Origin of the sequence: Galbitalea soli, from assembly GCF_010686725.1 — a bacterium.
Taxonomy (GTDB): Bacteria; Actinomycetota; Actinomycetes; order Actinomycetales; family Microbacteriaceae; genus Galbitalea; species Galbitalea soli.
In genome coordinates, this window is record NZ_JAAGWZ010000003.1 from 192,858 (window position 1) to 214,001 (window position 21,144).

17 protein-coding genes are annotated in these 21,144 nt (G+C 69.2%); 8 read left to right on the forward strand and 9 right to left on the reverse strand.

The features are described from left to right. Nucleotides 1–22: 22 nt before the first annotated feature. Genes G3T37_RS11195 through G3T37_RS11205 form a run of 3 tightly spaced genes read right to left on the reverse strand, consistent with a single transcriptional unit; the run spans nucleotide 23 to nucleotide 3,299 of the window. On the reverse strand, nucleotides 23–904 hold the full coding sequence (locus G3T37_RS11195; protein ID WP_163473981.1) for a carbohydrate ABC transporter permease: 882 nt from the start codon (nucleotides 902–904) through the stop codon (nucleotides 23–25). After that, nucleotides 901–2,040 (reverse strand): carbohydrate ABC transporter permease, encoded by a 1,140-nt coding sequence (locus G3T37_RS11200; RefSeq protein WP_163473982.1) that lies wholly within the window; start codon nucleotides 2,038–2,040, stop codon nucleotides 901–903. Before G3T37_RS11200 ends, G3T37_RS11195 begins: the two co-directional genes overlap by 4 nt. Before the next feature lie 5 nt (nucleotides 2,041–2,045). After that, entirely contained in the window at nucleotides 2,046–3,299 is a 1,254-nt protein-coding gene (locus G3T37_RS11205; protein ID WP_163473983.1) for a sugar ABC transporter substrate-binding protein, read from the reverse strand. A 302-nt stretch (nucleotides 3,300–3,601) separates the two neighbouring features. On the opposite strand from G3T37_RS11205, the gene G3T37_RS11210 reads away from it, so the two are divergent. Next, entirely contained in the window at nucleotides 3,602–4,639 is a 1,038-nt protein-coding gene (locus G3T37_RS11210) for a LacI family DNA-binding transcriptional regulator (RefSeq protein WP_163473984.1), read from the forward strand. A 38-nt stretch (nucleotides 4,640–4,677) separates the two neighbouring features. Here the strand turns inward: G3T37_RS11210 and G3T37_RS11215 are convergent, their stop codons facing one another. The 3 genes from G3T37_RS11215 to G3T37_RS11225 all read right to left on the reverse strand — a co-directional run bounded on the left by G3T37_RS11215 (nucleotide 4,678) and on the right by G3T37_RS11225 (nucleotide 8,382). Continuing rightward, nucleotides 4,678–6,867 carry an amino acid permease gene (locus G3T37_RS11215; protein WP_163473985.1) on the reverse strand — a complete coding sequence of 730 codons (2,190 nt, stop codon included), beginning with the start codon at nucleotides 6,865–6,867 and terminating at the stop codon, nucleotides 4,678–4,680. Between the two features lie 64 nt (nucleotides 6,868–6,931). Beyond that, a complete protein-coding gene (locus tag G3T37_RS11220; RefSeq protein WP_163473986.1) occupies nucleotides 6,932–7,573 on the reverse strand; it encodes a PadR family transcriptional regulator in 642 nt (213 codons plus the stop codon). Then, nucleotides 7,570–8,382: a DUF4097 family beta strand repeat-containing protein gene (locus G3T37_RS11225; protein ID WP_163473987.1), complete on the reverse strand. Its 813-nt coding sequence runs from the start codon at nucleotides 8,380–8,382 to the stop codon at nucleotides 7,570–7,572. The genes G3T37_RS11220 and G3T37_RS11225 overlap by 4 nt, the downstream gene beginning before the upstream one ends. A 151-nt stretch (nucleotides 8,383–8,533) precedes the next feature. On the opposite strand from G3T37_RS11225, the gene G3T37_RS11230 reads away from it, so the two are divergent. Continuing rightward, a complete protein-coding gene (locus tag G3T37_RS11230) occupies nucleotides 8,534–9,301 on the forward strand; it encodes a MerR family transcriptional regulator (protein ID WP_163473988.1) in 768 nt (255 codons plus the stop codon). Between the two features lie 173 nt (nucleotides 9,302–9,474). Here the strand turns inward: G3T37_RS11230 and yczE are convergent, their stop codons facing one another. Next, nucleotides 9,475–10,149 (reverse strand): membrane protein YczE, encoded by a 675-nt coding sequence (gene yczE / locus G3T37_RS11235; protein ID WP_206673823.1) that lies wholly within the window; start codon nucleotides 10,147–10,149, stop codon nucleotides 9,475–9,477. A gap of 61 nt (nucleotides 10,150–10,210) precedes the next feature. Between yczE and yczR the strand changes: the two genes are divergently transcribed. Further along, the gene (yczR, locus tag G3T37_RS11240) at nucleotides 10,211–11,641 is read left to right on the forward strand and encodes a MocR-like transcription factor YczR (RefSeq protein ID WP_163473989.1); all 1,431 of its coding nucleotides are present in this window, start codon (nucleotides 10,211–10,213) and stop codon (nucleotides 11,639–11,641) included. A 91-nt stretch (nucleotides 11,642–11,732) separates the two neighbouring features. Next, nucleotides 11,733–14,960, forward strand: coding sequence for an efflux RND transporter permease subunit (locus G3T37_RS11245; protein WP_163473990.1), 3,228 nt, complete (start codon nucleotides 11,733–11,735; stop codon nucleotides 14,958–14,960). On the opposite strand, the gene G3T37_RS11250 is transcribed toward G3T37_RS11245, so the two are convergent. Both G3T37_RS11250 and G3T37_RS11255 read right to left on the reverse strand, forming a co-directional pair. Then, nucleotides 14,920–15,456: a GNAT family N-acetyltransferase gene (locus G3T37_RS11250; RefSeq protein ID WP_163473991.1), complete on the reverse strand. Its 537-nt coding sequence runs from the start codon at nucleotides 15,454–15,456 to the stop codon at nucleotides 14,920–14,922. The genes G3T37_RS11245 and G3T37_RS11250 overlap by 41 nt on opposite strands. After that, complete coding sequence (locus G3T37_RS11255) at nucleotides 15,453–16,523, reverse strand: alpha/beta hydrolase (protein ID WP_163473992.1); 1,071 nt, start codon at nucleotides 16,521–16,523, stop codon at nucleotides 15,453–15,455. Before G3T37_RS11255 ends, G3T37_RS11250 begins: the two co-directional genes overlap by 4 nt. 267 nt (nucleotides 16,524–16,790) lie before the next feature. Here G3T37_RS11255 and G3T37_RS11260 point away from each other — a divergent pair, with 267 nt between their 5' ends. From G3T37_RS11260 to G3T37_RS11275, 4 genes are all read left to right on the forward strand, one after another. Next, complete coding sequence (locus G3T37_RS11260; protein ID WP_163473993.1) at nucleotides 16,791–18,962, forward strand: DEAD/DEAH box helicase; 2,172 nt, start codon at nucleotides 16,791–16,793, stop codon at nucleotides 18,960–18,962. 171 nt (nucleotides 18,963–19,133) lie between these two features. Next, on the forward strand, nucleotides 19,134–20,069 hold the full coding sequence (gene cysK, locus G3T37_RS11265; protein WP_163473994.1) for a cysteine synthase A: 936 nt from the start codon (nucleotides 19,134–19,136) through the stop codon (nucleotides 20,067–20,069). 5 nt (nucleotides 20,070–20,074) lie between these two features. Continuing rightward, nucleotides 20,075–20,650, forward strand: coding sequence for a serine O-acetyltransferase EpsC (epsC, locus tag G3T37_RS11270; RefSeq protein ID WP_163473995.1), 576 nt, complete (start codon nucleotides 20,075–20,077; stop codon nucleotides 20,648–20,650). A 63-nt stretch (nucleotides 20,651–20,713) separates the two neighbouring features. Then, nucleotides 20,714–21,133, forward strand: a complete 420-nt coding sequence (locus G3T37_RS11275; protein WP_163473996.1) for a DUF1003 domain-containing protein — start codon at nucleotides 20,714–20,716, stop codon at nucleotides 21,131–21,133. The last annotated feature ends 11 nt before the right edge of the window (nucleotides 21,134–21,144 follow it).

The window sequence follows — 21,144 nt, forward strand, 5'->3', positions numbered from 1 at the left end:
GCGGTGCGGATGGTCGTCGAGGTCACTCCTTGACGGCCCCGTCACTCGCGTTGAGGATGCGCTTCTGGAAGACGAAGAAGACGATCGCGACGGGGATGGTCATGATCGCGGCGGCCGCCAGCTTGAGCGGGTACTGCGTGCCCTGGCTGAGCTGACCGGAGGCGAGCTGAGCCACGCCCTTGGTGAGGGTGGTGAGCCCGGGCGACTGGCTCGACACGATGAAGTGCGCGAGCTCGTTCCACGACCCCTGGAACGACAGGATCACGATCGTGATCACCGCCGGGCGCGCCATCGGCAGCACCACCGACCAGAACACCCGGAAGGGTCCGGCGCCGTCGATGCGCGCCTGCTCCTCCACGCTCGCGGGGATCGACTCGAAGAAGTTCTTCATGATGAAGATGCCCGCCGCGTCGGTGAGCAGGGGCACGATCATCCCCGCGTAGGAGTCGTAGATGCCGAGCTGGTTGATCACGAGGAACTTCGGGATGAGCAGCACCACACCCGGTACCGCCATGACGCCGACGAGGAGCGCGAACAGGGTGTTGCGCCCGCGGAACTGCAGGCGGGCGAGGGCGTAGCCGGCGAGGGAGTCGAGGAACACCCGACCGGCGGTCACGAGCAGCGTCACGATGACCGAGTTCTTGAACCACACGGGGAAGTCGCTCGAGAGGAAGAGGCGCTGGTAGGCGGCCGTCGTCCAGGTCTGCGGGATCAGCGAGAGGGGATCGCCGGCGGCGTCGGCCTCCGACTTGAACGAGGTCGCGAGGTCGATGAGGAAGGGGAAGATGTAGACCACGGCGATGGCGATGAGCACCGCGTAGAGCAGGGAGCGGGCGGCGATCCCGCGCGCCGTGCGGTGACGGGTGCGGGTGTAGCGGGGCTCGAGTCCGGTCTCTGTGCTCATCGCTCGTTCTCCTCGCCGGTGTCGGCAGCGGCGCCGGCCGCCATGGCGGGCGCGACCGGGGTGGAGGTCGCCGCGGTCGTCGCGACCGTGTACTGGCGCATCCGGCGCTTCGACACCGCGCGTTCCCGAAGCACCCAGCGCTGGAAGAGCGTGAAGAACACGATGATCACGAAGAGGATGAACGCGATCGCCGCGCCCTGACCCCACGACTGATTGACGAACGACGAGGTGTAGGAGAGGTAGGCGGGAGTCATCGTCGTCTTGGCCGGTCCGCCCTGGGTGCCCGTGTAGATCTGGTCGAACACCTGCCAGCAGCCGATGAGGCCGAGCGTCAGCACGGTGAAGAGCGTCGGACGCAACTGGGGCAGAGTCACCCGCCAGAAACGCTGCCAGCCGGTCGCGCCGTCCATCATCGCCGCCTCCTGGATGTCTCCACCGAGGTTCTGCAGGGCGGCCACGAACAGCAGCATGAAGGTTCCGCTCGTGGTGAAGACGGCCAGCAGGATGAGCGCGAACATCGCGACGGAGGGCCCGCCGATCCAGTCCCACAGCGGCACGCCGAGTGCCGTGCTCTTCTCCAGGAAGGCCGGCCCCGAGGTGGCGCCGAAGTGGAAGATGCCGGCCGGGTCGTTGAACCAGTTCGGGCCGACGACGCCGAGGTAGCTCAGCGCCTTGTTGACCGCCCCGGTGGAGTTGAACAGGAACAACCACAGCACCGTGATCGCCACCGAGCTCGTGACCGAGGGAAAGTAGAAGGCGGTGCGGAAGAAGCCGCGGCCGCGCAGGATCTGCCGGTTGACCATGACCGCCAGAAAGAGCGCCAGGGCCGTCTGCAGCGGTACGACGAGCACGACGTACCAGGCGTTGTTCTTGAGCGCGGTGCCGAAGTCCTGCTCGGCGAGACCCCCGCCGCTGAGCAGCGTCGAGTAGTTCTTGAACCCGACGAAGTTCACCGAACCCGAGAAGGGGCTGCCCCGTCCACCCCAGTCGGAGAAGCTCACCCAGAGTGCCATGAGCACCGGGATGACCAGGAACAGGCCGAGAAGGATGATCATCGGGGCGGTGAAGAGCCACCCCGAGGCAGCCTCACCGCGACGAAGTCCGCCACGGCGGGGCTGCCTCGAGTAGGTCGTCATGATGGTTACTTCACCAGCGCTTCGAGGTTGGTCTGCTCAGCGGCGAGGATCGTCTTCGGGTCGGAAGTCGCCAGCGACTCGAGCTTCGAGTTGAAGTCGGTCACCACGTCGGCAGAACCCTTGGCGGTCGGCACGCCCTTCGCGTAGTCCGCGCCGTTCAGGAACGGCACGAGCATCGGGTTGGCGGTCTTCCACTCGGCGGCGGCCGACTTGATCGACGGCATCGGGCCGAACGCCTTCGAGAAGGCGAGCTGGTCGGATGCGCTGGTCAGCTTCTCGACGAGCTTCAGCGCGGCCGTCTGGTTGGGGCTGTCAGCGGCGATGCCCCAGCAGTTCGTGAACTGAAGGGTTCCCTTTCCGGCGGGGCCCGCCGGCAGCTCGGCGATCTGGTACTTCACGGAGGGGAAGTCGGTCGACATCGCGCCGGTGATCCAGTTGCCCTCGATCGTCATCGCGGCCAGGCCCTTGCCGAACGCCTCGCCACCCCATCCCGCGCCGACGTCCTTCGCGTATTTGAGGGTGCCGGCGTTCAGCAGCTTCTTCACCTCGGTGAGCCCCGCGACGTTCTCGGGGGTGTCTGCGGTGGCCTTGGTGCTCGTGGCGTTCATGAGGTTGCCGCCGGCCTGCGTCATGAAGGCGCCGATGCGGGCGTACTCGCCGCCGATCGCGAGACCCACGTGCTTGGGCGTCGTGAGCTTCTTCGCGACGGTCTCGAGCTGCGCCCAGGTGGTGGGGATGTCGGCGTCGGTGAGGCCCGCCGCCTTCCACATGTCGGTGTTGATGATGAGACCGAGGGTGGAGAAGTCCTTGGGAGCGCAGTAGAACTTGCCGTTGTAGGTGAAGGACTGCACGAGGCTCGGGTAGAAGTCGCTCTTGTTAGCGAGCTTGTCGCCGTAGGCGAGCAGCGAGCCGTTGGAGGCGAATCCCGCGAGCTGGTCGGTGGAGAGGTAGAAGACGTCCGCGGGCTTGCCCGAGGAGAACCCCTGGGAGAGCTGCTGCGCGAGGTTGCTCGCGACCGTGACGGTCGCCTTGGTGCCCGACGAGGATGACCAGTCGGCGACGGCGGAGTCGACCGCCTTCGTCTCCGCGTCGCCGCTCGATCCGATGAGCACGGTGAGTGGCTTGGAGGACTTGGTGAGTCCATTGCTCGTGCTGCCGCCCGAGCTGTTGCCCGAGAAGCCGGAGCCGCAGGCGGTCAGTGCGAGCGCGCCCGCGATGGCCAGGGCGCCGGCGGTGAACCAGCGTGTGCGTCTTTGCATTGTGTTTCTCCTAGTGGGGTGTGGCAGGCGGGAGCCTATGCCGTGGGGTGGGACAGCGGAGGGATTTGCGTGAGGGGAGGAGGCGGCACCGCGGGCCGCGAGTGCGCCCGGCATGGTGATCTGCGCCATGGTCATCCTCCCTTGGATTTCTTTGATCGTTCAAACTTTGCTCGCGTCTACCGCGATTTGATCGATCAAACTACGCTATGACCATAGGCACCGGCCTGTGGATATGTCAAGCCGCCCGGTCGGCTCGGTGCAGTATCGTGACTCCGACGATCCGCGAACAGGAAGGACGACGCATGGCACACCTTCCCACCGTGCTCGATGTCGGCCGCATCGCGGGCGTCTCCCGGCAGACCGTCTCCAACGTCATCAACACCCCCGATATCGTCAAGCCGGAGACGCGGGAGCGGGTCGAGGCGGCGATCGCTCAGCTGGGTTACCGGCCCCACGCCTCCGCGCGCCGACTACGCACGCAGAAGAGCTCCACCCTGGGGATCCGGCTCGATCCGATGGCCAACGGCATCTCGGGTGCCGTGCTCGACCGGTTCCTGCACGCGGTCACCGAGCAGGCCGATCGGCGGGGCCTTCGCGTCATGCTGTTCACGGCCGACTCGCCCGAAGACGAGATCGAGCAGTTCGCGCGCATGCGCGATGGCGCCGACGTCGACGCCTTCATCCTCACCTCCACCTTCTACCGCGACCCGCGCACCGAGTGGCTGATCGCCAACGGCGTCCCCTTCGTGACCTTCGGCCGCCCGTGGGGCATCGACGACATGAACGACCCGCGGCACCTCTGGGTCGACGTCGACGGCTGGAGCGGAGTGCACCAGGCGACGGAGCACCTGCTCGGTACGGGCATCCGCCACATCGCCTACCTGGGCTGGCCGAGCCCGTCGGGCACCGGGGATGACCGCCGCCGCGGCTGGCGCGAGGCGATGGTGACCCGGTCCCACCTCTCCGAGCTCGAACTCGACGCGCTCGCCATGGTGGCGGAGGATGGCGTGGGCAATGGCCGCGCCGCGGTCGAGGCGCTGCGGGCCACCGGCACGCCCGTGGAGGCGATCGTGTGCGCCAGCGACTCGCTGGCGCTCGGCGCGGCGCTCGCGGTGGGCGCCGATATCCCCGTGATCGGCTACGACAACACGCCGGTCGCCGAGGCGGTCGGGCTCTCCAGTGTGGAACAGCCGCTCGATGAGGTCGCCGCCGGGGTGCTCGAACTGCTGATGGGTCCGACGGGCGCGGATGTGCTCGATCGCGACGCCGCGGCGGGGGTGCCCCGCCATCGCCTCGTCACGCCGCGTCTGGTCGTGCGCGAACGCAGCACGCTGCTCTGACGTGCGCCGCGTAGGTGCTCTGACGCGCGCCGCACCGACTACGAGTCGTCGCGCTTAGCGGCCTCGCGCTCGGCCGACTTCTTCGCGGCGGCGAGCTGCTCCGCCGACTTTTTGGCGGCTGCCGACGCCTGCGCCGAACTGCGCCGCGTCGCCGTCTTCGACCGGGTTCGCGTGGCGGTGCCGCCGCGGCCGCCGGTGGTCTCACCGGGGTGACGGGCAGGTGGCATGGCCTTGCGCACGATCGGCTGGGGCGGACGAATCGGCTCACCGCGCCGATCCTGACCGGGCACGGGACGCGAGCGACGCCCGTAGATGAGTTCGGAGGAGTCGAGCAACCACGGCACGAGGGCGATGACGACGCCGTGCACGAGCATGAGCTTGTGGCGGATCCGGCGCGACTTGTGGTTGTGGAGGAGCGTCTCCCACCAGTGGCCGACGATGAAGAGCGGCGTGTAGATGGTGACGACCTCGGAGCCGAAGTCCTCGCGCCGCTTCTTTATGTACTTGATCAGCGGCATGCTGATCTCGCGATAGGGCGAGTCGATGATGCGCAGCGGAATCTTGATGTTCTGCTCGATCCAGTGCTCCTGCAGCCGACGCGTCTCCTCGTCGTCGATGGAGACGTGGATCGCCTCGATGCTGTCGTGGCGCGCCGCGATCGCGTAGTCGAGCGCCTTCAGCACCGGCTTCTGCATGCGTCCCACGAGCACGATCGCGTGGTCGCCGGTGGCGCCGAAGGTGGTCGTGGGATCGACCTCGATCTCCTTCTCCACGTCGCGGTAGTAGCGGTTGACGCCGAGCATGAGGGTGAACAGGATCGGCATCATGATGAACACCAGGTAGGCACCGTGCGTGAACTTGGTGATCGTCACGATGACGAGCACGGTCGCCGTGAAGAAGGCGCCCACCGAGTTGATGCACAGGCTGCGGATGACCGAGCCGCGGTTGGGCGTGCCACCCCGCAGCAGCCGGATCCAGTGGCGGATCATCCCCGTCTGACCCAGCGTGAACGACACGAACACGCCGATGATGTAGAGCTGGATCAGGCTCGTGACGTTGGCCTGGTAGATCACCAGTAGGATGGCCGCGGCGAGCGCCAGCAGCAGCACGCCGTTGGAGTAGATGAGGCGGTCGCCGCGGGTGGAGAGCGACTTCGGGGCGTAGCGATCCTGTGCGAGCACGGAGCCGAGGAGCGGGAAGCCGTTGAACGCGGTGTTGGCCGCGAGCAGCAGCACTGCCGCGGTGGTGGCCTGCACGACGAAGAACATGACGGTGTTGTTGCCGAACACCGCCGAGGCGATCTGGGCGATCAGCGAGCGCTGCGGAGCGACCTCGCAATTGGCGAACCCGATCAGGTCGCAGGCGGTCTGCGCGTAGTGCACGCGGCTGATGAGGGCGACGGTGGTGAGCCCGGCGAAGAGCGCGATCGCGATGCTGCCCATGAGCACGAGCGTCTTCTGCGCGTTCTGGATCTTGGGGCGGCGGAACGCCTGCACGCCGTTCGACACGGCCTCGACGCCCGTGAGGGCGGAGCATCCGCTCGAGAAGGCGCGCAACAGAAGGAGGACGAAGCCCGCCTGGGCGACACTCTCGGGCTTGACGCTGTAGACCGCGGATTCGGCGACGGGCACGTGGCCGAGCAGGATCTGAACGAGCGCGGTGACGATCATGACCAGGATGCTCGCGATGAAGAGGTACGTCGGCAGCGCGAAGGCCTTGCTCGACTCGCGAACTCCGCGGAGGTTGACTCCGGCGAGCAGGATGATGAAGAAGATCGCGATCTCGACGCGGAACTCGTTGAGCACCGGGAACGCGGAGATGATGTTGTCGACGCCGCTCGCCACCGAGACGGCGACGGTGAGCACGTAGTCGACGAGCAGGGCGGAGGCGACGATGAGACCCGCCTTCTCGCCCAGGTTCTTGCGGGCGACCTCGTAGTCGCCGCCGCCGCTGGGGTAGGCCTTGACGAGCTGGCGATACGACAGCACGACGACCGCGAGCAGCAGGATGACCGCCGCAGCCACCCACGGCGCGAAGCTCAGGAACGCGAGCCCGCCGAGCAGCAGGATCATCAGCAGTTCTTGCGGCGCGTAGGCCACGGAGGAGAGCGCGTCGCTCGCGAAGATGGGGAGCGCGAGGTGCTTGGGGAGCAGCTGCCCCTCAAGCTTGTCCGAGGGAAGCGGTTCTCCGAGGAAGAACCGCTTCGGCGATCGGGCTTCGTTAGTCACGAGGGGCTAGCGTACACCGCAGCCTGCAACAGTCAAACGGGGTGCGCTCTCCTTTATTCCCCCGTCACTTCGCGGGGTCGTGGGGATGCTCCCGCAGGCTCTCGGCCACCGAGCGCCGCACGGTCTCCAGCCCCTCGCGCAGTGCGTCGACCGTGCGGGCCGACAGCGCGCCGCGCGCATCGGCCGAGCGGAGCTCCGCGCGGAGGTCCGCTCGGAAGGTCGAGAGCGCGACGTCGGCGTCCTGCAACAGGGCACGCACCTCCGTGCGCACGCCCGAGAGGTCGGCCTTCGTCGACGTGCCGGCGCGCTTCGCCTCCGCGGAGGCCTCGCGCGCGGCCGAAGCGAGGTCGGCGCGCAGCGACTTCATCGCCGATCCGACGGACTCGCGCACCTCGTCGGCGAGACGACGCACGGTGTCGGTGACCTCGTCCTCGATCCCGCCCAGCTCGGACTCGCGGGCCGCGAGCTCGGCGCGCCCGGCATCCGTGATCGCGTAGACGGTCTTGCGGCCATCCGCCGACCCCGTGATGAGGCCGTCCTCCTCGAGCTTCGCGAGCCGCGGATAGATGGTGCCCGCACTGGGAATGTAGGTGCCGCCGAATCGGTCACCCAGTGCCTGGATGAGCTCGTAGCCGTGGCGGGGCGACTCGGCGAGCAGGCTGAGCAGGTAGAGCCGCAGATGGCCGTGCCCGAACGCCGGCGTCATGACACGCTCGTCGTGACGTGGGTGTGCAGGATCGACACGTCTCCGCTCACGGTGTTGGCGCGGAACTCCAGCCAGGCGCCGTCGAGCTCGCCGTAGCGGCCGGTGTACGCGCCGCGCACGCCGGTGATGCGGGAATCATCCAGTTGCAGTTTTCCGCTCACGGTGTTGATGCGGTACTGGGCGCCGTAGCCGACCTGCAGGCGCGCGGTGACGTTGCCGCTGACCGTGTTGACGCGGATCTCGTCGGGATGCCCGCTGAGGTCGAGGAAGACGTCGCCGCTCACCCCATCCGCAGTGAACTGCTCGATCGCGCCGGTGACCGTGGTGTCGCCACTCACCGTGTGCACGCTCACGCGCCCCGTGTGGTTGCGCAACGAGATCTCGCCGTTCACCGCGTTGAGCGACAGCGCGCCGGTGACGCCGTCGACCACGAGGTCGCCGCTCACCGTGCTGATGGTGGCGTCGCTGCGCAGACCGCTGATGAGGGCGCTCGCCGTCACCACGCCGAACTTCAGCGCGATCGCGCGCGGCACGACGATGCTGATGTCGGCTTTGGCCGATCCGTTGAAGCTCCGGAACACGTCGATGAAGTTGTCCCAGCGAAGCTGCGGATGATCGATCTCGAGCGAGTCGCCGTCCAGCACGATCTTGAGCTCCTTGCCACTCACCGAGTGCACCTCGACCCGCGCCGTCGGCTCGTCGTGCGCGACGATGTCGACCTGTCCGCCGATGAGGCTCACCTTGAGCCGGCTCAGCCGTTCGATGTCGATGACCTTGGGGCCGTCGACCAGCCACTTCTCTCGTTCCATGGGGTGCCTCCGTTCGGCGCCGCGCGCCCTGTGCTGATGATCGCGTTATATCGCGTTGTGCTGAAATCACGATATATCGCGTCTTGCCAGCGCGCAAGAGGCGAAAGACACCCCTTGCACGTGACGCGGCGTCAACTTGTAGCGTCGAGCCATGACGCCGAACCGCCCCCGGGACTGGTCGATCCAGGAGATCGCCCGACTCACCGGCACCACCTCCCGCACACTGCGCCACTACGGCGAGATCGGGCTGCTGCCGGCGACGCGCACGGGCGCCGGGGGCATCCGCTTCTACGACGCGGGGGCGCTCACCCGCCTGCAGCGCATCCTGCTGCTTCGCCAGCTCGGGCTCGGTCTCAGCACCATCGCCGAAGTGCTCGCGGGCGAGGCCGACGACGGGGCGGCGCTGCGCACCCACCTGGAGCTGCTGCGGCGGGAACAGGAGCGGATCGGGCGGCAGATCGCCTCGGTCGAGACGACCATCCAGGCACTCGATGACAAGGAGGACATCATGGCGGACGCCATGTTCGACGGATTCGACCACACCCGGCACGAGACCGAGGTCACCGAGCGCTGGGGAGCAGACGCCTACGCCAAGGGGGACCGCTGGTGGCGGGCGATGACCGCGGATGACCGCCGCGCCTTCACCGAGGAGCACCGCGCGATCGCCCGCGACTACGCCGCCGCTCGGGCCCGCGGCGTCGACCCGACCGACCCCGAGGTGCGCGCCGTCGTGCTGCGCCACATCGCCTGGCTGGACCGTACGGCGGAGATCACCGGGGGCCGCGTCACCGCGGCGCGGCTCCGAGGGCTCGGCGACATGTATGCGGGCGACCCGCGCTTCGCGGTGGGCTACGGGGGAGCCGCGGGGGCCGACTACGTTCGGGCCGCTCTGCGGGCGGTCGCCGACGAGCTCCCCTGAGCGGCGGATGCGCGCGCCGCGGCGGCCCGGCGCCTGCGGCCCGGACCGGGCGCCCGGTGTCGCGCCGGGCGCCGCTCAGCGGGCGGGCAGTCGGTGGTAGTCGTCCGTCGCGATCGCGTGGGCGGTCGCCAGCACGGCCCAGACGGTGAGCGCGGCGAGCGAGATCAGCATGGTCATCGATTCACCTCCGGTTCGATGAGGGGGCGCGGGGAGCCGGGCGTGCGAGGCAGATGGGCAACGGGCACCGCGCCACGGGCATCCGGCACCCGCAGCCAGGGGATCGTGACGTTGACCATGGGGCCCACCAGCAGAGCGAAGGCCACCGTTCCGATGCCGACGGACCCGCCGAGCAGCCAGCCCGCGGCGAGCACCGTTACCTCGATCGCGGTGCGCACGGCCCAGATCGGCCATCCGGTGCGGCGGTGGATGCCCGTCATGAGTCCATCGCGGGGGCCGGGGCCCATCCGCGCTCCGATGTAGAGGCCGGTCGCGACGGCGAGCAGCGCGAGGCCGCCGGCGAACAGGATGCCCTGCTCGAGCGGCCGCGTCTGGGAGGGCACCACGGCGAGGGCGAACTGCGCGCTCGGACCGATGAGGAGCACGTTGACGACCGTGCCGATTCCGGGCTTCTGGCGAATCGGGATCCAGAGCAGGAGGACGAGGCCGCCGATGACGTCGGTGAGCAGCCCGAACGACCACCCGGTCTGCGCCGAGACTCCCTGGGTGAGCACGTCCCACGGGGCGACGCCGATGTGCGCCTGCAGCATCATGCCGATGCCGAAGCCGTAGAGGAAGAGGCCGACGAGGAGCTGCGCGATGCGCCGGGTGAGGAGGAGCCGAGAGGACATGCTTGTATCCAATTACCGAATTGGACCTTCTACAAGATGCCAATTCGCGTAAAGTGGCCTCATGGCACTCATCTCGGCACGCGCACTCGGTCTCCTGCTCGAGGGCTGGCGCAGCGACCCTGCCCACGCGGCCTACGTCGCGCTCGCCGACCGCGTGCGGCTGCTGATCCTCGACGGACGCATACCGCTGAGCACGCGCATCCCCGCCGAGCGCGACCTCGCCGCCCAGCTCGGTATCAGCCGCACCACCGTCACCGCGGCCTACGCCGAACTGCGCGATGCCGGGTACCTCCGCAGCCTGCGCGGCTCGGGCAGCGTCGCCCAGCTGCCCTCGACCGCCTCGCGGCCCGCCGATGCCTTCGAGCGGGGCTACCTGGACTTCAGCAAGGCCGCCCTGCCCGCGCTCCCCGTCGTCGCCGATGCCGCCACGCGCGCCGCGCAGGAGCTGCCCGCCCACCTGGGCGAGACCGGCTTCGACCCCATCGGGGTGTTCGCGCTCCGGGAGGCCATCGCAGACCGCTACACGGCGCGCGGACTGCCCACGAGCGCCGACGACATCATGGTGACCGTCGGCGCCCAGCACGCGATCGCGCTCCTCTCCCGCACGCTCCTCTCGCGCGGCGACCGGGCTCTCGTCGAGACGCCCAGCTACCCGCACGCGATGGAGGCGCTGTGGGATGCGGGCGCGCGTCTCGTGCCGGTGAGCGTGTCGACCGAGGACGGCTGGGATGAGGCGCAACTGGAGCAGGCCATCCAGCGCACCAGCCCGAGCCTGGGCTACCTGATGCCGGACTTCCACAACCCCACGGGCGCGTCGATGTCGGACGAGCTCAAGGAGAAGACGGCTCGTCTCGCGACCGCGGCCGGCACCATCCTGATCGCGGACGAGACGATGGGCGAGCTCGCGATCGACGGCCCGGGTGCTCGCACCCCGTTCGCGGCCTACGGCGGCGGGTCATCCCGGCACGTCGTGATCGGCTCGGTCGGCAAGTCGATCTGGGGCGGGCTTCGGGTCGGCTGGATCCGCGCCGAGCCGAGCATCATGCAGCGGCTCATCCGCAGTCGGAACTCCGGCGACCTCGGCACGCCCATCCTCGAGCAGCTCATCGTCAAGAACCTGCTCGCCGACTACGACCAGATCCTCGAGACACGGCGCGGGCAGCTCAGGCTCGGCCGCGACCACCTGGCCGCCGCGCTCGCAGCCCGAATGCCGGAGTGGTCCATCCCGACCCCCGCGGGCGGCCTCACCTTCTGGGTCGGCCTCGGCGACGCGGTCAGCTCGCAGTTCACGCTCGCCGCCCGCAACCACGGCCTGCTGCTCGCCGCGGGTCCGCGCTTCGGCATCGACGGCGCCTTCGAGCGCTTCCTTCGCCTACCGTACTCGTACTCGCTCGAGGAGCTCGACAGGGGGGCGGATGCCCTCGCCGCCGCGTGGGCGGACGTGGGACGCTACTCGCTCCCCGAGACCGGATACCTGGCCGCCGTCGTCTGAGGCCCGCCCACAGCTGGGTATTCGCCGGGCGCGGTGCACATACCTCCCCCGGGAGTACCTCCGCGCGGGACGCCGCTGAAATACTCGACGCATGCACCTTCTCTCTGTCTTCAGCCTGCGCAACCGCGCCCTGATCGCGCTCGTCACGATCGTGATCGGCATCTTCGGCGGCATCGCGCTGACCACGCTGAAGCAGGAGCTCATCCCCTCCATCACCTCACCGCAGCTCGTGATCATCAGCAGCTACCCGGGAGCCACGCCCGCGGTCGTCGAGCACGACGTGAGCACGCCCATCGAGACGGCGATCCAGGGCGTCGAGGGGCTCGACACGACGACGGCGACCTCGCGATCGAGCGCGTCCACCGTCTCCGCCACCTTCAAGTACGGCACCGACATCACGACCTCCGAGCAGAAGGTGCAGCTGGCGATCGATCGGCTCACGCTGCCGAGCGGGGTGACGCCGCAGGTGGTGACCGGGTCGATCGACGACCTGCCGGTCATCCAGCTCGCCGTGACGAGCGATCTCAGCGGCCGCGACCTGACCACGGCCCTCAAGAAGTCGACGATCGATGCGCTGCAAAGCCTCGACGGGGTTCGGGAGGCGAGCCTCCTCGGCACCCTCGGTCAGCGCGTGACCATCACGCCCGATCTCGACGCGCTGAAGAAGAAGGGGCTCACCACCCAGTCGATCAAGGATGCGCTGTCGGCCAACGGCACCCTGCTCGCCTCCGGCGACATCACGGAGAACGGCAAGACGCTCGTCGTTCAGGCCGGCCAGCAGATCACCTCCGTCGATCAGCTCGACGCGCTTCCGCTGCTGGGCAGCGCCACCACGGCGACCGGCACGGCCGCGGGCTCTGCGGGCGGCGCGGCCGCAGCGCGCGCGGGAGTCCCCGTCACCCCGACCCCCGCCGCGACCCCCAAGGTCATCACGCTCGGCAGCGTCGCGACCGTGCGATTGACGGATGACCCTGCCACCGGAATCTCGCGCGTGAACGGCAAGCCCGCCCTCACGATCGCCGTCACCAAGCGACCCGACGGCAACACCGTCGCGGTCTCCAAGCTCGTGAACAAGCAGATCCCGGCCCTCGAGACCGCGCTCGGGCACAACACCCGATTCACGGTCGTCTTCGATCAGGCGCCCTACATTCAGCAGTCCATCGACGACCTCGCGACCGAGGGCCTGCTCGGCCTCACCTTCGCGGTCATCATCATCCTGATCTTCCTGTTCTCGATCCGCTCGACCCTCGTCACCGCGATCTCGATTCCCGCCTCGGTGCTCATCACCTTCATCGGGATGCTCGCCGCCGGGTACTCGCTCAACATCATCACGCTCGGTGCACTCACCATCGCGATCGGCCGGGTCGTCGACGACTCCATCGTCGTGATCGAGAACATCAAGCGACACATCGCGACCGGAGAGGAGAAGCTGCCCGCCATCCTCGGTGCGGTGCGCGAGGTCGCCGGCGCGGTGACGGCCTCGACGGTCACCACCGTCGCGGTCTTCCTGCCGCTCGCACTCGTCTCCGGGCAGGTCGGCGAGCTGTTCCGACCGTTCGCGCTGACCGTCACGATCGCGCTCGCCGCGTCGCTCTTCGTCGCGCTCACCATCGTGCCGGTGCTCGCCTACTGGTTCCTCGGCAGCGGTCGGCGGCGCGGGAAGGCGGCGGCTGCGGCGGCTGCGCCCGCAGCGGAGGTGGATGAGCTGGAGAAGCCGTCGCGCCTGCAGAAGGCCTACATTCCGATCATCCGCTGGACGACCCATCGCGTCACGGCCGCCCTCCTGGTCGTCCTCCTCGCGGTGCTCGTGCTCGGGGGCACGGTCTTCATGGCGGGCGGCCTCAAGACCAACTTCATCGGCGACAGCGGCCAGAACACGCTCACGGTCAGCCAGCAGCTGCCGCTCGGCGCGAGCCTCGACGCCAAGAACGCGGCGGCGACCCGGGTGGAGAAGGCGCTCGAAGGCGTGAAGGGCGTCGACATCGTGCAGCTCTCCATCGGATCGAGCGGCTCGTCGCTGCGGCAGGCGTTCGGATCCGGCGGCGACATCACCTTCTCGCTCACGACCGACGCCGCGATGGATCAGGCGGCGATCCAGTCGCGCGTGCGCACCGCCATCGACGGGCTGAGCGGCGTGGGCACGGTCGCGCTCCAGGGCGCCTCAGCGGGCTTCGCCTCGAGCGACATCACCGTCACGGTGACGGCGCAGAACGACGCACAGCTGCGCACGGCCGCCGGGCAGGTGTACGACGCGGTGAAGGGGCTCAGCGTGACGGGCCAGTCGTCGAGCAACCTGTCCAACCAGTCGCCCTACATCGCGGTGCGCGTGGACCGGGCCAAGGCCGCGAAGAAGAGCATGAGCGAACTCGCGGTCGGCAGCCAGGTCGCGGAGGCGATGAACCCCTCCGCCTCGGGAACCGTCGTGATCAACGACACCACCCTGTCGATCTACATCACGAACCCGAAGGAGCCGCTCACGGCCCAGGGGCTCAAGGACTACAAGATTCAGACACCGCTCGGTACGACCGTGCCCCTGTCTGACCTCGCCTCCGTCGCCGTGGTGAACGGGCCGGCGAGCATCACCACGATCAAGGGCGTGCAGAGCGCGACCGTCACCGTCACCCCCAAGGGCGACAACACGGGTGGCGCTTCGGCGGCGGTCACCGCGGCCGTGAACAAGCTCTCGCTTCCGGCCGGGGCCAAGGCCACCATCGGCGGGGTGACGTCAAGCCAGAGCGACGCCTTCGGTCAGCTGGGTTACGCGCTTCTCGCCGCCATCCTCATCGTGTACATCGTCATGGTCGCGACGTTCAAGAGCCTCCGCCAGCCGCTCCTGTTGCTCGCCTCGGTGCCCTTCGCCGCCACCGGCGCCATCGCGCTGCAGAAGATCTCGAACATCCCGCTCGGCGTGCCCTCCCTCATCGGCGTGCTGATGCTCATCGGCATCGTGGTCACGAACGCCATCGTCCTGGTCGACCTCGTCAACCAGTACCGACGGCGCGGCTACCGGGTGGGCGAATCGATCGTGCACGGCGCGAGTCGCCGACTGCGCCCGATCCTCATGACCGCCCTCGCCACCATCTTCGCCCTGCTCCCCATGGCGCTCGGCGTCACCGGCAAGGGCGGGTTCATCTCGCAGCCGCTCGCCATCGTCGTGATCGGCGGTCTGGTCTCCTCCACGCTGCTGACCCTCGTGGTGCTGCCCGCGCTGTACTACCTCGTGGAGGGCGCGAGGGAACGGCGCACGGATCGACGGGAGCGCAAGGCCGCCGCGGCCCTCACTCCCGCGGTGCCAGATCCTTCGCGAAGCACAGACTGAACTCGTCGCCGGTGTAGGGACCGAAGTTCGGGATGCGCTCGAACCCGAGGCGGCCGTACATGGCGATCGCCGCGTGCTGCAGCGGACCGGTCTCCAGTTGCAGGCGGCGCACGCCCGAGCGCCGGGCGTGCGTCTCGACGGCATCCAGCAGCGCGCGGCCCACCCCGAGACCGCGGGCCGGCTCGGCGACGAACATGCGCTTGACCTCGGAGAAGCCCTCCCGGGGGAGCAGCGCGGCGATGCCGAGGATGTCGACGTCACCAGCGCCGGCGGCTTCGGCAGCGCCGGCAGCTTCGGCAGCGCCGGCAGCGCCGGCAGTGACCGCGCCCGTGCTCCGCGCCGCGAAGACGGCCACGCCCGGGGCTGCGAGTTCGTCCGCGTCGACCAGGTAACAGCTCTCGGGCGGGTACAGGCTGAAGGCGAACTCGTCGCTCTGCCTCAGCAACTCCCGCACGCCGGGGTGGTGCGGGCGCTCGATCGCGACGGTGACGCTCACGGGCTCGGGATACCGGTGCTGCCGGCGGGAGGGGTCGGAGTGCCGTCGCCCGCTGCGCCGTCCCTCGCCGAGGAGGTGGCCGCAGTCCCGCCCGCGATCACCTTGCCGGCCGCCGAGGTCGCGAGGTTCGAGCGGAAGAAGTCGACGATCTGGCGCAGCAGCGCCGGGCTGAGGAGCGCCGTCGCGTGCCGCGACCCCGGCACGGTCACGAAGCTGACAGGCACGGCGGACGCCCGCAGCGCGGCGACGAAGTTCGTCGCCTGCGAGAGCGGGATGCGCTCCGCCGTGGAGTGCGCGACGAAGAAGGGCGGGTCGGTCGGGTCGATCTGGTACTGCGGCGATGCGGCGCGGGCCGCCGGGCAAATGAGTCGCGCGCAGTGCAGGTAGCGCTTCACGAATGGGACGAAAGTGGGCAACTCGCGACCGCGGGAGGTGAGGTCGATGGGGGCGCTCAGCTCGGCCACGGCGGCGACGCGACTGCCCGCGTCGAGGCGACCACTGCCGGAGGTGCCCAACAGCGACACGAGATTGCCACCGGCCGACCCGCCGAACGCGCCGATGCGGGTCGGGTCGATCGCGAAGCGCGAGACCTGCGCCGGGTCGCGGAGCCATTCGACGGCGGAGCGGAGGTCATCCAGCGCCGCGGGGAAGGGGTGCTGCGGGGCGAGGCGGTAGTCGATGGACGCGGTCACGAATCCGCGCGACGCCATGAACTCGCACAGCGAGCGCCAGCCCGATTTGTCGCCGAGCGCCCAACTGCCGCCGTGCACCTCGACGATGGCGGGGCGGGGAGCGACGGCGGCGTGCGGCCCCGTCGTCGAGCTCGTCGCCGCGCGCGGAACGCACAGGTCGAGGAGCAGCGGTGCCCCGTCGGCCATCGCGTAGGGCAGGTCGGCGTGCACGGTCACGCCCGCGTACGGGTCGGGGGCCGTGGCAGCGGGATGCGCGCCGCTCGCCTGAGCGTTCGACACCGGTGACGCGCTCGAACAGCCCGCGAGCCCGAGGGCACCCGCGAGCGCGATCGCGATGAGGGCCGGCAGGGGCCGAGGTCGGGATCGCGCGTGCATGGTGCTGTGTAGATTAGTGCGTTTTGCTGGGGTTTCGGGTAACGTTGTCAGGTCGGCTCAAGACAGCGCGGAACAACCGCGTATGGGTTTGTAAGTCTTGCGGGCCGGAGTGACGCCAACCTGGCGGCACGATCACACGAACTGTATGTGACGGCCTCGGTCAAAGACTGCCCGGGTTCTAGTAGTGCGCGGCGGATGCTCCGTCGCCTTTGTTGCACTGCCTCGCACACGATGTGCCATGCACCAGACAACAACCCGGAAAGAATCATGCCCAATTTCAAGAAGCCCGCGCCCAAACGCAGCGGCGGACCGTCCTCTTCTCACCGCGCCACCGGCAGCACGCCCGGGCACCGCGGCTATCGCGCCGACGAGGCCGGTGCCCCCAAGCAGCGCTGGACCGCGGATGACCGCGCCCGCCGCTCGAACACCGCCACAGGCTCCGACCGCCCGCCGTTCCGGGGCCGCACCGCCGATGGCGGACGCCCGGAGTCGACCGACCGGCGTCCCAACTGGACTCCGCGCGAGAAGCCGGCCTACCAGCCGCGCGGCGAGCGTCCCGCGTACGGTGACCGCCCGGCGCGCACCGAGCGCCCGAGCTACGGTGACCGCACCGAGCGCCCCTCGTACAACGACCGCGCTGCGCGCACCGAGCGCCCGAGCTACGGCGACCGCACCGAGCGCCCGAGCTACAACGACCGCCCGGCTCGCACTGAGCGTCCCGCCTACGGTGACCGCGCCCCGCGCACCGAGCGTCCCGCCTACGGCGACCGCGCGCCGCGCACCGAGCGTCCCGCGTACGGCGACCGCCCGGCTCGTACCGAGCGTCCGTCCTACGGCGACCGCGCCCCGCGCACCGAGCGCCCGTCCTACGGCGACCGCGCGCCGCGCACCGAGCGTCCCGCGTACGGCGACCGCGCGCCGCGCACCGAGCGCCCGAGCTACGGCGACCGCACCGAGCGCCCCTCGTACAACGATCGCCCCGCGCGAACCGAGCGCCCGTCGTACAACGACCGTCCCGCTCGTACCGAGCGCCCGAGCTACAACGACCGCCCGGCTCGCACCGAGCGTCCGTCCTACGGTGACCGCGCGCCGCGCACCGAGCGCCCGTCCTACGGCGACCGTCCGGCTCGTACTGAGCGCCCGAGCTACAACGACCGCCCGGCGCGCCGCGACAGCGACTTCTTCCCGTCGAAGGAGCAGAAGTCGTTCACTCCGCAGGATGACGTCGTGCTCGAGCGCCTCGAGGCCGAAGCGATCACCGCGACCGAGGTAGAGGGCGTCACCTTCGCCGACCTCGGACTCGGCGGCAACATCGTGCGTCAGCTCACCGAGATGGGCGCGGCCTCGCCGTTCCCGATCCAGGCGGCGACGATCCCCGACGTGCTGGCGGGCAAGAACGTCCTCGGCCGTGGCAAGACCGGCTCCGGTAAGACCATCGCCTTCGGCGCCCCCCTGGTGGAGCGGCTCATGGAGAACAACGGCGGCAAGAACCGCCAGATGGGTCGTAAGCCGCGGGCGCTCATCCTCGCGCCGACGCGCGAACTGGCCCTGCAGATCGACCGCACCGTGCAGCCGATCGCCCGCAGCGTCGGCCTCTTCACCACGCAGATCTACGGCGGAGTGCCGCAGTACCGCCAGGTGAGCGCCCTGCAGCGCGGCGTCGACATCATCGTCGGCACGCCGGGCCGGATCGAAGACCTCATCGAGCAGGGGCGCCTCGACCTCAGCGACATCACCATCACGGTGCTCGACGAGGCCGACCACATGTGCGACCTCGGCTTCCTCGAGCCGGTGCAGCGCATCCTCAAGGAGACCGCGCCCGACGGCCAGCGCCTGCTGTTCTCGGCCACGCTTGACAAGGGTGTCGCCACCCTCGTGAACGAGTTCCTCCCGAACCCCAGCGTGCACGAGGTGGCGGGCGAGGATCAGGCCTCGTCGACGATCGACCACCGCGTGCTGCTCATCGAGCAGCGCGACAAGCGCGCCATCATCGAGCAGCTCGCGAGCGGCGACGGCAAGACCCTCGTCTTCACCCGTACCCGCGCGTTCGCCGAGGAGATGTCGGACTACCTCGAGGATGCCGGGATCCCCGCGACGAGCCTGCACGGCGACCTCAACCAGGCGCGCCGCACGCGCAACCTCCAGCTGCTCACGAGCGGCCGGGTCAACGTGCTGGTCGCGACGGATGTCGCCGCGCGCGGCATCCACGTCGACGACATCACGCTGGTGATTCAGGCGGATGCGCCCGAGGAGTACAAGACCTACCTGCACCGCGCCGGCCGCACCGGCCGCGCCGGCAAGCAGGGCACGGTCGTGACCCTCACCACCCGCAACCGCCGCCGCAAGATGGACGAACTGCTCGGTCGCGCCGAGATCGAGGCGACCGTCGATCAGGTCGCTCCCGGTGACGCGCTCCTGAGCGACCTCGCCGCCCTCTAGCGTCGACACCGCTCACGCGCATCGAACGGCGTCCACCCCCAGCGGTGGGCGCCGTTCCGCGTCCCAGCGGGGGAATGTTCCCGGCCCGTAACGCGTAGTAATCAGGGACGCCCGCGCTATTAAGCTCGTGGACGACACGAACCCGCCCGATTCTCCGCAAAGGAAGAACACATGTCCCGCGTCTACAACGACATCACCGAGATCTACGGCAAGACGCCGCTCGTGAAGCTCAACTCGGTCACCGCGGGACTCGGCGCGACCGTCCTCGCCAAGCTCGAGTTCTACAACCCCTCGGCGAGCGTCAAGGACCGGCTGGGCGTGGCGATCGTCGACGCCGCCGAGAAGTCCGGTGAGCTGCTGCCGGGCGGCACCATCGTCGAGGGCACGAGCGGCAACACCGGCATCGCGCTCGCGATGGTCGGTGCGGCGCGGGGCTACAAGGTCATCCTCACCATGCCGGAGACGATGAGCAAGGAGCGCAAGATGCTCCTGAAGGCCTACGGCGCCGAGCTCGTGCTGACCCCCGGCTCCGAGGGCATGAAGGGCGCGGTCTCGAAGGCCGAGGAGATCGTCGCCGCCACCCCCGGCGCGATTCTGGCCAAGCAGTTCGCCAACGCGGCGAACCCGGCGATCCACGAGGCGACCACCGGGCCGGAGATCTGGGAGGACACCGACGGCGCCGTCGACATCTTCGTCGCGGGCATCGGCACGGGCGGCACCATCACCGGCACGGGCCACTACCTCAAGTCGAAGAAGCCCGGGCTGACGGTCGTCGCCGTCGAGCCCGAGGAATCGCCCATCCTCAACGGCGGTGCGCCCGGACCCCACAAGATCCAGGGCATCGGGGCCAACTTCGTTCCCGAGATCCTCGACCGCGAGGTCTACGACGAGGTCATCGACGTCAACATCACCCAGTCTGTCTCGATGGCCCGCCGCCTCGCGGCGGAGGAGGGCATCCTCGCGGGCATCTCCTCGGGCGCCACGGTGACCGCCGCCCTCGAGCTCGCGGCCCGCCCCGAGAACGCGGGCAAGACCATCGTCGTGATCGTGGCCAGCTACGGTGAGCGCTACCTGTCGACGGTCCTCTACGAAGACCTGGCGGTCTGAGCCGGATGACCGTCCTCGGGCGCATGCGCGAAGACGTGCGTGCAGCCCGCCTCCGTGACCCCGCTGCGCGCTCCTCCGCCGAGATCGTGCTCGCCTATTCCGGCGTGCACGCGGTCTGGGGCTACCGGTGGGCGCACTGGCTGTGGACTCATCGTCTCTACCTGGCGGCGCGCATCCACTCGCAGTGGGTGCGGTTCCTGACCGGGGTCGAGATCCACCCCGGGGCCACCATCGGGCGCCGGCTGTTCATCGATCACGGCATGGGCGTGGTCATCGGCGAGACCGCGATCGTGGGCGATGACGTGCTCATCTATCACGGCGTCACGCTAGGCGGCCGCAGTACTGTTCCGGGCAAGCGCCACCCCACGATCGGCGACGACGTGGTGATCGGCGCGGGCGCGACCGTGCTGGGCGACATCACGGTCGGCGATCGCTCCGTGGTGGGGGCACAGGCCGTGGTGGTGGATGATGCACCCGCGGATTCGATCGTCACGGGTATCCCTGCCATCGCCCGCCCGCGCCACACCGTCACCGGCATCGTCAGCGAGCCCACCTACATCGACCCCGCGATCTACATCTGATCGCGTCATAACGCGGGATCGCCTCCTCCTCGTCGCATGATGAGACCAAACGGAGGAGATCCCATGGCGAGCCAGCCCACCCGCGACCCGGTCACCGGTCGCTTCGAGCACCATCCCGTCGTCATCAGCCAGCGGGCCAACCGCGCGGCCGACATCCAGCTGCGGGTCGCCGACGCGATCACCGCCTTCGCCGGATCGATGAAGTTCGTCTATGTGCACATCGTGCTGTTCGCGCTGTGGATGCTCTTCTTCGAGAAGTCGCCGTGGCCGACCCTCACGCTCGTGGTCTCGCTGGAGGCGATCTTCCTCTCCACCTTCGTCATGATCGGGCAGAACCGGCAGGCGACCTTCCAGCAGGCGAAGGCCGACCACGACTACCTCACCTCCGAGCGGGAGCTCGAGGAGAACACCAAGCTCACCCGCGAGATCCACCGCCTGACGGCGGAGCTGCACAAGCGGGTGCTCAACGACCCGGGGCAGTGACCGCGGGCGCG

Excerpts from the sequence above, each read along its gene's own strand:
- yczE (WP_206673823.1), bottom strand. The coding sequence starts at position 10,149 with ATGTCCTCTCGGCTCCTCCTCACCCGGCGCATCGCGCAGCTCCTCGTC.
- G3T37_RS11275 (WP_163473996.1), top strand. The coding sequence starts at position 20,714 with ATGGCGAGCCAGCCCACCCGCGACCCGGTCACCGGTCGCTTCGAGCAC.
- yczR (WP_163473989.1), top strand. The coding sequence starts at position 10,211 with ATGGCACTCATCTCGGCACGCGCACTCGGTCTCCTGCTCGAGGGCTGG.
- G3T37_RS11195 (WP_163473981.1), bottom strand. The coding sequence starts at position 904 with ATGAGCACAGAGACCGGACTCGAGCCCCGCTACACCCGCACCCGTCAC.
- G3T37_RS11220 (WP_163473986.1), bottom strand. The coding sequence starts at position 7,573 with ATGACGCCGGCGTTCGGGCACGGCCATCTGCGGCTCTACCTGCTCAGC.
- G3T37_RS11210 (WP_163473984.1), top strand. The coding sequence starts at position 3,602 with ATGGCACACCTTCCCACCGTGCTCGATGTCGGCCGCATCGCGGGCGTC.
- epsC (WP_163473995.1), top strand. The coding sequence starts at position 20,075 with ATGACCGTCCTCGGGCGCATGCGCGAAGACGTGCGTGCAGCCCGCCTC.
- G3T37_RS11225 (WP_163473987.1), bottom strand. The coding sequence starts at position 8,382 with ATGGAACGAGAGAAGTGGCTGGTCGACGGCCCCAAGGTCATCGACATC.
- G3T37_RS11255 (WP_163473992.1), bottom strand. The coding sequence starts at position 16,523 with ATGCACGCGCGATCCCGACCTCGGCCCCTGCCGGCCCTCATCGCGATC.
- G3T37_RS11260 (WP_163473993.1), top strand. The coding sequence starts at position 16,791 with ATGCCCAATTTCAAGAAGCCCGCGCCCAAACGCAGCGGCGGACCGTCC.
- G3T37_RS11205 (WP_163473983.1), bottom strand. The coding sequence starts at position 3,299 with ATGCAAAGACGCACACGCTGGTTCACCGCCGGCGCCCTGGCCATCGCG.
- G3T37_RS11245 (WP_163473990.1), top strand. The coding sequence starts at position 11,733 with ATGCACCTTCTCTCTGTCTTCAGCCTGCGCAACCGCGCCCTGATCGCG.
- cysK (WP_163473994.1), top strand. The coding sequence starts at position 19,134 with ATGTCCCGCGTCTACAACGACATCACCGAGATCTACGGCAAGACGCCG.
- G3T37_RS11230 (WP_163473988.1), top strand. The coding sequence starts at position 8,534 with ATGACGCCGAACCGCCCCCGGGACTGGTCGATCCAGGAGATCGCCCGA.
- G3T37_RS11200 (WP_163473982.1), bottom strand. The coding sequence starts at position 2,040 with ATGACGACCTACTCGAGGCAGCCCCGCCGTGGCGGACTTCGTCGCGGT.